At 74.0% G+C, this 11,260-nt stretch carries 7 protein-coding genes and 1 pseudogene; 4 read left to right on the top strand and 4 right to left on the bottom strand.

Going from position 1 to position 11,260, the window contains the following annotated elements; translation table 11 throughout:
* Nucleotides 1-247, bottom strand: a 247-nt coding sequence (locus tag HMPREF3159_RS17610) for a hypothetical protein (protein ID WP_210388815.1), incomplete at its 3' end; no start/stop codon positions are given.
* 349 nt (nt 248-596) lie between these two features.
* Here HMPREF3159_RS17610 and tgt point away from each other — a divergent pair.
* Both tgt and HMPREF3159_RS01835 read left to right on the top strand, forming a co-directional pair.
* Nucleotides 597-1,895, top strand: a complete 1,299-nt coding sequence (gene tgt / locus HMPREF3159_RS01840) for a tRNA guanosine(34) transglycosylase Tgt (protein WP_070499415.1) — start codon at nt 597-599, stop codon at nt 1,893-1,895.
* Complete coding sequence (locus HMPREF3159_RS01835) at nt 1,892-3,499, top strand: hypothetical protein (RefSeq protein ID WP_070499413.1); 1,608 nt, start codon at nt 1,892-1,894, stop codon at nt 3,497-3,499. The genes tgt and HMPREF3159_RS01835 overlap by 4 nt, the downstream gene beginning before the upstream one ends.
* 78 nt (nt 3,500-3,577) lie before the next feature.
* Here HMPREF3159_RS01835 and HMPREF3159_RS01830 read toward each other — a convergent pair whose 3' ends face one another.
* On the bottom strand, nt 3,578-4,372 hold the full coding sequence (locus HMPREF3159_RS01830; protein ID WP_070499411.1) for a hypothetical protein: 795 nt from the start codon (nt 4,370-4,372) through the stop codon (nt 3,578-3,580).
* A 249-nt stretch (nt 4,373-4,621) separates the two neighbouring features.
* Nucleotides 4,622-7,660: a glycoside hydrolase family 2 TIM barrel-domain containing protein gene (locus tag HMPREF3159_RS01825; RefSeq protein WP_070499410.1), complete on the bottom strand. Its 3,039-nt coding sequence runs from the start codon at nt 7,658-7,660 to the stop codon at nt 4,622-4,624.
* Between the two features lie 325 nt (nt 7,661-7,985).
* On the opposite strand from HMPREF3159_RS01825, the gene HMPREF3159_RS01820 reads away from it, so the two are divergent.
* Nucleotides 7,986-9,548, top strand: coding sequence for a DUF3375 domain-containing protein (locus tag HMPREF3159_RS01820; RefSeq protein WP_070499408.1), 1,563 nt, complete (start codon nt 7,986-7,988; stop codon nt 9,546-9,548).
* A 505-nt stretch (nt 9,549-10,053) separates the two neighbouring features.
* On the opposite strand, the gene HMPREF3159_RS01810 is transcribed toward HMPREF3159_RS01820, so the two are convergent.
* Nucleotides 10,054-10,797, bottom strand: coding sequence for a hypothetical protein (locus HMPREF3159_RS01810; protein WP_141748027.1), 744 nt, complete (start codon nt 10,795-10,797; stop codon nt 10,054-10,056).
* Between HMPREF3159_RS01810 and HMPREF3159_RS01805 the strand changes: the two are divergent.
* Nucleotides 10,786-11,260, top strand: a pseudogene (locus HMPREF3159_RS01805) (hypothetical protein); the annotation flags it as partial. The gene HMPREF3159_RS01810 and the pseudogene HMPREF3159_RS01805 sit on opposite strands and share 12 nt — an antisense overlap.

Below are 11,260 nucleotides of genomic sequence, written 5' to 3'. Positions count from 1 at the left end.
TCGGTGCGGGGCCGCCGGGGACGCCGCCGGACGGGGCGCCCGCCGCGTCACGCGATCGGCTCTCCTCGCCCTCGGGCCGCCAGGTGCCGGAGACGGAGCCGCTGGTGGACCAGGCGTCCTCCGCCTCCCGCTCGGCATGCGCCTCGACGGGGCCCTGCAGCCAGTCGTCCAGCGACGAGGTCGAGGAGGGCAGGGCGTCCGCGGTCCACGCGGCGAGGGAGGAGCGCGGACGGGACGGGGTGGTCATGGTCGCGGGCTCGGGCGTCGGGCCGGGCGCCGGTCCGTCCTCGGCCTCCTGCGTCCAGTCGGAGAGGTCGTCGGCCAGGCGCGGGGCGTCGCCCTCGGCGTGCTCCCCGTCCTCCTGCGGCCGTGCCCGTCGGCCCCCGCGGCGCGGAGCGGGCGGGTCACTGGGGGAGCTGATCGCGCACCCCTCCCGACGAGGCCCGGCCGACCGCACGGACCACGGGGATCGTCGACGGCAGCGACGACGCCGAGGCGTCGGTCGGGGGTGTCGACATGGTCCCTCCTGCGGTGCGGGTCGTGCGGCCTCCGCGATCTTACGGCGCGGTAGGCCGTGGGACCATGGGACGGTGACCATGCCCCCGCCCCCTGCGCCCTCCGCGGCCGAGACGCCTGCCGCCGCCCCGTCCCCCGCCGACGTCGGCTTCGAGATCACCGCCCGTCACGGCGAGAAGGCCCGCGCCGGGGTGATCACCACCCCGCACGGCGACATCGCGACCCCGGCCTTCGTGCCGGTGGGCACCAAGGCGACGGTGAAGAGCGTGCTGCCGGAGTCGATGGCGGAGCTCGGCGCGCAGGCGCTGCTGGCGAACGCCTACCACCTCTACCTCCAGCCCGGCCACGATCTCGTGGACGAGGCGGGCGGCCTCGGCGCCTTCATGAACTGGCCGGGTCCCACCTACACCGACTCCGGCGGCTTCCAGGTGATGAGCCTCGGGGCCGGCTTCCAGAAGGTCCTCTCCTCCGAGTTCTCCGGCGGCGAGAAGGCCCGCACCGCCAACGGCGAGGACGACGCCGTCCGCGAGGGGAAGGAGCGTCTCGCCCACGTCGACGACGACGGCGTCACCTTCCGCTCCTTCATCAACGGCGACGAGCACCGCTTCACCCCCGAGATCTCCATGCAGATCCAGCACGGCCTCGGCGCGGACATCATGTTCGCCTTCGACGAGCTCACCACGCTCATGAACTCCCGCGGCTATCAGGAGCAGGCGCTCGAGCGCACGAGGCTGTGGGCGCTGCGCTGCCTGGCAGAGCACGCCCGTCTCACCCACGAGCGCACCCACCGCCCGTACCAGCAGCTGTGGGGCGTCATCCAGGGCGCGCAGTACGAGGACCTGCGACGACAGGCCGCCCATGACCTCGGCGGCATGGAGGTCGAGGGCTGGTCCTTCGACGGCTTCGGGATCGGCGGGGCGCTGGAGAAGGAGAACCTCGGCACCATCGTCGGCTGGGTGACCGACGAGCTGCCCGAGGACAAGCCCCGCCACCTGCTCGGCATCAGCGAGGTCGACGACCTCTTCGTCGCGATCGCCGCTGGGGCCGACACCTTCGACTGCGTCTCGCCCTCGCGCGTGGCGCGCAACAGCGCGGTCTACACCCGCACCGGCCGCGTGAACCTCACCGGCTCCCGCTACCGCCGCCAGTTCGCACCGATCGACGAGACCTGCGACTGCTACACCTGCACCCACTACACCGCCGCCTACGTGCACCACCTCTTCCGGGCCAAGGAGATGCTCTCCTCGACCCTGTGCACGATCCACAACGAGCGCTTCGTGGTGCGGCTGGTGGACCGGATCCGCGCCTCCCTCCAGGACGGCACCTTCGACGCCCTGCGGGAGGAGACCACCGGCGCCTACTACGGCGAGCCGCGGTGAGCGAGGAGCAGGCGCCGGCCGAGGAGCACCCGCCGGACGCGGCGACGGCGCTGGGCCTGGCGGTGGTGCTGCTGGCGCTCGCCGGGATCTGCGCCCTGCTCGGCGACCACTTCCTGCTCGGTGCGCTGCGTCTCGCGGCCGGTGTGCTCGCCGGGGCCGGCCTCGGCGTGCTGCTGATAGCACTGCTCGGCGGTCGCCTGCGCCGACGGACGCGGACGCTCCTCGCCGCGGGCCTCGCGCTCGTCGTGGCCCTCGCCCTCACCCTCCCCGCCGTGCTCGCCACCCGCGTCGACTCGCTGGAGGACGCTGCTGCTGCGGAGATGGCACCGCTCGGAGAAGGGGACACGGTCGCCTCCGCCCCGAACGGGCAGGGGCCCGTGCTGGTGCGCCGCGCCGACGGCACCGCCCAGCTCGTCGGTGCCGGGGCCGAAGCGCGTGAGGTCGAGGCCGCACCCGATGACGTGCTCGCCCTCTCCTCCGACGGGACACGCCTCGTCCAGGTGACGGGGGAGGTCACGCGGGTGCATGAGCTCGGCGGCGGGAGCGACGCCGCCGGCGACGGATCCGATGCGCCGGACGGGGGCGCCGCGCCGGGCGAGAGCCCCGCGCCCGTCGAGCTGCCCGGGCAGCCGCTCGCCCTCTCCGGCGACACGCTCGTCCTGCGTGCTTGCGAGGAGGGAGTCTGCCGGGTGCGGGGCGTGGACCTCACCGCCCCGGACGAGCCGTTGTGGACCGTCATGGACGCCGAGGAGACCCGCGGACCCGACCAGGCCGGCCTCGCGCTCCCCGCCCGGTCCGAGGCCCCGCCCGGCCTGCTCGACGCCGTCGCCGCGACGGGGGTGCTGCCGTCGGTGCCGCTGCGCTTCGACCCCGCCCAGGGCTGGCTGCAGATCGATGCCGCCACCGGATTCCCCGTCGGCCGGGTCCTCGCCCCCGCCGACGCCGACTGCCGCATCGCGGCGACCCCCGCCCCGCCCGACCCGCAGTCCGTGCAGGAGCAGGGACCGCTCGTGCTCACCGTCTGCACGGGAGAGGGCGGTGCGCTGACCGCCGCCGCCTTCCGCGACGGCGCACCGCTGTGGGAGTCCGCGCCCTCCCCGGCCGGGGACTGGACGGTGCGGCTCGAGGCGGGCCGCGTTCTCGCCTCCGGCACCGAGGCCGGGACCACGACCGAGGGCGAGATCCTCGCCTCCGAGCACGGCGCGGACTGGACCGCGCCGGGCGGGGACGGCGTGGCGCAGGCCGAGGCGTTCACCGCCCGCATCGGCATCGACGGGACCCGGATGGTGCTGACCAACGAGGCCGGGCAGCTCCTCGCCTACGACACCGCGACCGGGACGAACAGCTGGACCCTCCCGCTCGAGGACCCCGAGGCCGAGGTGCGCGGGAGCCTCGCCGCGGGCACCGCCGTCGTGGTCGACGAGACCGTGCGGGAGGAGCCCCTGGACCCCCGCGGCGCGCAGCGGCTGCGCGTGATCACCGCCGAGGACGGCGAGGTGAGCGAGGAGCTCGTCCTCGACGAGGAGATCACCGCCTGGCACCCCCTCAGCGGCGGCCGCGCCCTGATCAGCACCGACGACGGGACCGTGCTGCTCGGGGGCTGATCGGGCCGCCGCTGCGGACGGTGACGGGCCCGGTCCCCGCATGCGGAGACCGGGCCCGTCCCGGAGTGCGGCCGTGCCTCAGGCCGTGGCGGCCTCGTTCTTCCGGCCCCAGGCCATGACCATGTACGAGCCGACCAGCAGCGCTGCGGCGACCACGAGCACGCGCAGGAGCTCGGCGATGCCCCCGACGGTGTAGATCGTGCCCATGTCGTAGGAGTTGCCCGCGATGGCGGCGCCGAGGAACCCGGCGACGAAGCTGACGATCCAGTACAGGACCACCGAGACGATGACGGTCGCCGCCACGATGATCGCGCCCGTGCGGCCACGGCCGCTGAACTGGATCGCCGCGATGATCGAGACGACCAGGAGACCGATCGAGAAGATCAGGTTCGCGATCCATGCCAGGAGCGTGCCGATGCTCCCGAGGCCCATGCCCACGGAGATCTCCTCCATGTCCGCCGGGTTGCCGTTGGCCGCCATCATGAACATGAAGATCGGCGTCGCCAGTCGAGCGATCACGGCGAGCACCGCCAGGATCAGCAGGGCGATTCCGAGCTTCTTGGCCAGCGCGCCCTTCCCGGCGACGGGTGACGTCGACGCGGCCGCGGCCGTGCCGGGGTAGCCGCTGGTGCCCGGGTACCCGCCCGGGGCGGGCGGCGGCGAGGCCTGGCTCCACTGCTGCGGGGCGGGCGAGGCCTGGCCCGCCGACTGCTCACCCCACTGCGGGGCGGCCGGCGCGGGAGAGGGCTGCCCCCACTGCGACTGCGGAGCCGGCTGCTGCCCCTGCGGGGAGTTCTGCCCCCACTGTCCCTGATCGCCGTCGGCGCCCCACTGGCCGTTCTGGCCGTACTGCGGCCCGTACCCCTGAGTCATGCTTCTCCCTCATTGCCCCGTATGACGGGGCTATTGCGTCGTGGCGCCACGACGGCGCCCGCTCCAGCGTAGCGGGCCGCACTTCGGCTCAGGCGCCCCGGAGGTGACGAGCGGGTTGCGATCGTCGACTCTCACCCGGGGCAGGTGGTAGGAACCGGTGCCCGGGCAGGACCTGGGGCGGGGGCCGGGACGTGGCTGGGCCGGCGGCCTCCCCGCGGAGGGCGAGGTGGCCGCCGGCCCGAGCGAGGCTCAGCGCCCGGCAGGCGCGAAGCGGATCCGGAAGCTCTCCTCCCGGGCGGTCAGCACGTGCTGGGGCAGCGGCTCCGGGCCGCAGGCCGCCGAGCCCACGCCGTGCAGCGCCGCCGAGAGGGTCACCCAGGTGCGGCCGTCGGGACGCAGCGCCCCGTCGTGCGCACGGACGTCGAGCTCCGCGGTCGACCACGGCCGTACCGCGAGGCCGAGACCCTCCGGCGCGGTGAGCTCGAGGCCGGAGCCCGCCTCCCCGCCGCTCAGCACGGCCCGTACCACGCCCGCACGGTTGCCGTTCTCCTGCGGGAACACGTACGGGACCTGCAGCTCCTCGACGCTCGCGGTGCGGCGCGCGAAGGTGGTGCCGCCGCCGGTGTCCGGGTACATCTCGTGCGGGCCGAAGCCCTCGTACTCCACCTCGCCGGGCGCCGCCGGCAGTGCGAAGCTCCAGCCGATCCGCGGCAGCGGCAGGTCCTCGGGCCACAGCGCCGACGGGGTCACCGTCACCGCGAGCTCGACCCCGTCCGCATCGGCGCGCCAGGACTCGGTGACGTCGGCGTGCAGGGCGTTGCCGTCCAGGCCGATCCGGGAGCGGACCACGAGCTGCTCGGCGCCCACCTCGATCCCGATCAGGCGGCGACGGGCGACGTCGAGTCCGATCCGCTTCCACCGTGCCTCGAGCGGGTAGCGGGTGCGGGCCCGCTCGTTGTCCACCGGGGCGCGGTACAGGTCCGCCCCCGCGTGCTCGAGGGCGAGCTCGCCGAGGCCGACGAGCCGGCCCAGGTCGTCCAGGCGCGCGGGCCCCACCTGCCAGGTGCCGTCGGCCGCCTGCTGCGGCGCGATCGCCGCGGCGGGGGCCGGGGGGACCGAGGCGGCCAGACGCTCCGCGTCCACGTGCGAGGCCGCGACGATCTCGTGCCCGGCCGGGACCGGCCCGTCGGCTTCCCGCGTGGTGAGGCGCACCGTCACCGCGGCGTGCTCGCCCTGCGGCAGCGCCAGCTCGGCGCTCTCGCCCGGGGCGAGGGCCGGCAGCTCGAGCTCCTGCCAGCTCGCCTGCAGGTCGGTGGAGACCTCGGCGCGCAGGTGGGAGAGGTCCGAGAAGGCATAGCGGTTCACGATGCCCGCCGTCGCGGCGCCGACCTCGAGGCCGACGGGGGAGTAGTGGTGCTTCGCGTCGAGCAGCGCCGGGGACGGGGTGCGATCGGGCAGCAGCAGTCCGTCGGCGACGAAGTTCCCGTCGTGCAGGCGCTCGCCGAAGTCGCCGCCGTAGCCGTAGATCTCGTTGCCCTCGGCGTCGGTGGTGAGGATGCCGTGGTCGATCCACTCCCAGATGAAGCCACCGTGCAGTGCCGGGTAGCGGTGGACGAGGTCCATGTACTCCTTCAGCGCGCCGGCGCCGTTGCCCATCGCATGCGCGTACTCGATCCACAGGAAGGGCTTCGACAGCGCCGGCATCGGCGACTCGTCGGAGCCGAAGCCCGCCTCGCCCGGGTCCACGCCCAGGTGGTGCAGCATCCCGATCAGCTTCTCGCGGTACTCCTCGGTCAGCGCCCGACGGCCGATCTGCTCGGTCTCGTCATGCGTGGGGTACATCAGCGAGAAGACGTCCACGGTCTCGGCGCGGTAGTCCTGCTCGTAGATGACCGGGCGGGTCGGGTCCGTGGCGCGGACCGTCTCGATCATCGCCTCGGTGACCGGGCCGGTGGAGGCCTCGTTCCCGATCGACCACATGACGATCGAGGCGTGGTTGCGGTCCCGCAGCACGAAGCGCTCGGACCGCTCGCACAGCATCGGGCGGAAGCGGTCGTCCGCCGCCGGGCGCTCGGCCGCGCCGGTGCCGTCCTCGCCCCAGGTGGAGTCGACGTGGAAGCCGTGCGTCTCGAAGTCGCCCTCGCAGATCACGTACAGCCCCGCCTCGTCGCACACCTCGAGGAAGCGCTGGTGGGGCGGGTAGTGGGAGGTGCGCACGGCGTTGAGGTTGTGCTGCTTCATCAGCGCGACGTCCAGGTCCTGGTTCTCCAGGTGCTGGGTGCGGCCGACGACCGGATCCGCCTCGTGACGGTTCACGCCGCGGAACACGATCCGCTCGCCGTTGACGCGGAAGATCTCCCCGTCCACCTCCACGCGGCGGAAGCCGAGCTTCAGCGTCACCGTCTCGGTGCCGGCGTCGGTGGAGACGCTCGCCTCGTACAGCCGCGGCGACTCGGCGCTCCAGGGGGAGACCTCGCCGGCGGCGATCTCGGCCCCGTCGGCCGCGGCCTCGATCCCGAGCTCCGGGATCCGCACCGTCGCGGGGACGATCCCGCCGTCCGCGTCGTAGGCGGTGGCGGTGAGGGTGCCGCGGCCGGTCGCGGGGTCGAAGTCCGCATGGGTCGCGAGGTCGTGGATCCCGCCGGCGGGGCACAGCAGCAGGTCGACCGAGCGGAAGATGCCGGAGGCCCACCACATGTCCTGGTCCTCGACGTAGGTGTTCGCCGACCACTGCACGACCCGCACGTCCAGGCGGTGCTCGCCCGGGGCCGAGAGGGCGCCCGTGACGTCGAACTCCTGGGTTAGGCGCGAGCCGGAGGTCACGCCGATCTCGGTGCCGTCGATCCAGACCTTCGCCGCGGAGTCCACGCCCTGGAAGCGCAGCAGCGCTCGGGCGCCACCCGCGAGGGAGTCGGTCCAGTCGGCGGGGACGGCGACGGTGCGGGAGTAGTGGCCTGTCGGGTTCTCGTCCGGGACGTGGGGGACGTCGATCGGGATGGGGTAGACGACGTTGGTGTACTGCGGGGCGCCGTGGCCCTGCAGCTGCCACAGCCCCGGCACGGCGATCTCGCCGGGCTCGCCGAGGTCGGTGCCGTCGGCGCGGGTGCCATAGCGGAACTCCCATGTCCCGTCGAGGCTCAGCGCGGGGGCGTCGGAGTGCAGGTGCGCGCGGCCGCGGAGGCGGTTGCGGCCGCCGGCGAGGTCCTCCCACCACCGGTCGGAGCGGTCGGCGGGCGGGAGGGCGGCGTCCTGCGGGGTGCTCGAGTCATGGGGTGCGGGGGTGCTCATCGGTGAGTCTCTCCTGGGTCGGCGGGGCGGTCACGAGACGGTGTCGTGAACGTTCACGGTCGAGTGTACTCACGTCCCGCGGCGGTCCGCACAGGCCGGTCGTCCCGGCCCGCCCGACCTTCTCCGCGCCCGGCCGGGGGCAGGGCGTCATCGAGTGGCGGATGTCGACCGGTATCCGGGAGATGAAGCGGTCGACATCTGCCACTCGATCCAGTTCGTCGGACGCGCTGGGGGGAACAGGGGCAGGGGGAGGGCGGGTGCTGACGCCGGCCGACGAGGAGCCCCTGCATCGGGGCGCGGGAGCGGACCGCTAGACTCGCTGACCGTGACCACGACCGAGCCGAACCGGTGGACCGACCGCCGAAGCGACGCCGTGTCCGCGCGCAAGGAGGCCTACGAGCAGCTGCGCCGGGCCAGCACCTGGCGCCTGCTCGCCGCGACCAAGGCCCCGGCGGTGCTCGCGATCCTGCAGGCCACCTTCCCCGCCGGCGACCGTCGGCTGCCGCGCAGCGAGCTCATCGCCCGCGTGGGCGCGCACCTCTCGCTGCTGCACGACGACGAGGGCCCGGCCGACGGGACCTCCGCGGCGGACGGGGCCGCCTCAGCCGACGGCGCCGGGGACGAGACGCGCGGCGGTCGCAGCGCCGCCGAGTACGTCGACGGCTGGGTGCGCGAGGGCTACCTGACCCGGCGCGACGACCCCCAGCGCACCGAGACCACCTTCGAGCCGAGCCCCGCCACGATCGACGCGATCCAGTTCATCGCCTCGCTCGAGGAGCACCGGCCGACGACCACCCAGTCGCGCCTGCAGCTGGTCATCCAGCAGTTCGACCGCCTCGCCCAGGAGACGGAGACGGACCGCGACGTGCGGCTCGCCGATCTCCAGCGCCGCCGCGAGCGGATCGAGCAGGAGATCCGCGAGCTCGCCGAGGGGGAGCTGATGCTCCCCAGCCCCGAGGCGTCGGTGGACCGGCTGCGCGACATCCTGCAGATCGCCGCCGAGCTCTCCGGCGACTTCCTCCAGTACCGCGAGGACCTGCGCGCCGTGGACCTGCACCTGCGCGAGCAGATCCTCTCCCCGGAGGGCTCGCGCGGCGAGATCCTCGAACAGCTGCTGGCCGGGGACGACCTGCTCGGGCAGTCGACCGTCGGCCGCACCTTCACCGCCTTCTTCCGGATGCTGAACGACCCCGTCCAGACCCGGGCCACGCAGGAGCTCGTGGACCGTCTGCTCGAGCGGGACTTCTCCCGCTCCCTCTCCCGGGACGAGCGCGAACGGCTCGCCAATGTGTTCAGCGACCTCTACGAGCCGGCGCAGGAGGTGCTGGACGTCAAGACGGAGCTGTACCGCTCCCTCGCCCGCTTCGTGCGCTCGCAGGACTTCCGCCAGCACCGGGTGCTGCTCGAGGCGCTGCAGGAGGCGCAGGGCGTGGCGCTCGCGCAGAAGGACGAGGTGCCCACCCGCACCCCCTTCCCGCTCGAGCTCGACCTCTCCCGCGTCCAGCTCTCCTCCGTCTCGCAGCACCGGCTGAAGGACCCCACCGATCCGGGCGCCCCCGCGGAGGCCGAGGTGCACGATGCGACCTCTCTCAGCGTCGAGGTGCTCCAGGACCTGGTGCGCACCAACGACATCGATCTCGTCGGCCTCACCTCCCACGTCAACGACGTGCGCGGCCGCTCCGGCCAGGCCTCGATCGGCGACATCCTGCGGGAGAAGCCTGCCGAGCAGGGGCTGGCGAGCGTCATCGGGCTGATGTTCCTGGCGACCAGCCACGCGCAGGAGCGCGAGGGGTCCACCGAGATCGTCACCTGGCGGGAGCTGGATGGCAACGACTACGCCGCCCGCGTCCCCTCGTTCTACTTCCTGGACGACGTCCCGGTGGAGTGAGCCCGGCGGAGCGAAGGGCTCATGCGTCCTCCTCCTCGAGCTCCGCGAGCGCGGGTGCGGCCTCGGCGCGCAGCCGCTCGAGGTCCGCGCCGAAGTCCTTCATCCGGCAGCCGAGCCCGTTCGGCTTCACCGTGATCCCCTCCTCCTGCCAGTGGGGAAGCGCACGGGCGAGCAGCGGATGGTCGCCGGAGGCGTTCGTGACGCGCCACCACGGCGTCGACGAGCCAGGTGCCCATGATCCGTCCCACCAGACGCGGGCCGACGCCGACGATCGCGCCCACCTCCCCGTAGGCGGCGACGCGTCCCGGCGGGATCGCCTCGACCACGCGCAGCACCCGCTCGACCGTGAGGTCGTCCATGCGGGTGCGGGGCGTGCGCTCGGGCATGGCCGACAGTCTGGCACGCGGCTCCGGACGATCCGCCGCCCCGGGGCCGAATGCGGGCCCGAACAGGGAGCGACCCCGGCGCCGAGGGGCGCCGGGGTCGCGTCCGCGGTCAGGAGGGGTCAGCGACGTGCGTCCCCGCCCTCGCCGTCGATACCGTCCTCCGGGAGACGGTTCTGCACGGAGCCGTCCTCAGGGGCACCGAACTCCGGAGCCTTCGGCGGGAGATCGCCGTTCTGCTCCCGCAGCTGCTGCTCCTGGCGGAAGAAGGGATCGTCCTCGACCTCGCCCTGTCGCGACTCCTGGGTCTGGAAGCCGTCCTGGCGACCGTCGCGGCTGTCCAGGGGGCGGAACTCGTCCTGGTGGCGAGCACCGTCCTGCGGAACCGCCGGATCAGCCCCGGCCGGACGGAACTCCGGACCGTCCTGGGGCTGCGAGGCCTGTCGATCGGCGCCGAGCCGGTCCTGATCGGCGCTGAGCCGATCCTGCTCCGTGCCGCGCCGGTCCGCGGAGCCGCCGGACCAGTCCTGCGCGACGGGAGGCTCCATGCCCGAGCGGTCCTCGGCGCGCGCCGGCTGATCGCCCACGCGGTCGTCGCGGATGCCGCGCTCGTCGCGCTCCGTCCCGGCCCGGCCGAGGTCACCGGTCTCGTCCGTGGAGCGGACCGGGTCGCGGCGGTCCGCCTCGGACCGGGCGGCGTCGCCGCGATCGACGTCGTTGCGATCGGCGTCGCTGCGGTCGACCGCGGACCGGTCGATGTCGCTGCGGTCCACCGCCGACTGATCGATGTGCTGCGGGTCGGCCTGCTGCTGACCCGCGGAGTGATCGGTCAGGTCATTCCGACGGTCCGCATCGTGCCGGGCCACGTCCTGCTGATCGATGTCGTGACGGTCGATCGACTCGTCGCGAGCCGGGCGCTGCTCGGCCCGGTGGACCTCGCCCTCATAGCCGGTCCCGACAGGATGGTCGGTCGCGCGGGCCCCGCCGGCCCCGACGGGACGGTCGGCCTCACGGACCCCGGCGGCCCCGCCGTCGCGAACGGCTCTCTCCCGATCCAGGCCCTCATGGGCGCGGTCATCGCGGGCCGGGTCGACAGGGCCGCGATCCTCGGGAGCCCGGTCCTCTCGGACGCCTCCCTCGTGGTCACCTCCCGCGCGGACGTCGCCCTCGGGGTTCCGGCCGTCGCGCGGCTCCTGTTCGGTGCGAGCGGCGCGACGGCCGTGCGGACGCTCGTGCGACGACGCGTCGTCGGCCACTGCGGAGCGATGCTCCGAAGCGCGATCCTCCGGCGAGCCGCCATGCGCGGCGGCCGCCCCGGCGGCGACGCCG

This window comes from Brachybacterium sp. HMSC06H03, assembly GCF_001807385.1.
GTDB classification, from domain to species: Bacteria; Actinomycetota; Actinomycetes; order Actinomycetales; family Dermabacteraceae; genus Brachybacterium; species Brachybacterium conglomeratum.
The sequence above is the reverse complement of the archived record's forward strand: the minus strand, read 5'-3'. Positions and strand labels throughout refer to the sequence as shown.

Coding starts and splice junctions, on each gene's coding strand:
- tgt (WP_070499415.1), top strand. CDS start 597: ATGCCCCCGCCCCCTGCGCCCTCCGCGGCCGAGACGCCTGCCGCCGCC.
- HMPREF3159_RS01830 (WP_070499411.1), bottom strand. CDS start 4,372: ATGACTCAGGGGTACGGGCCGCAGTACGGCCAGAACGGCCAGTGGGGC.
- HMPREF3159_RS01825 (WP_070499410.1), bottom strand. CDS start 7,660: ATGAGCACCCCCGCACCCCATGACTCGAGCACCCCGCAGGACGCCGCC.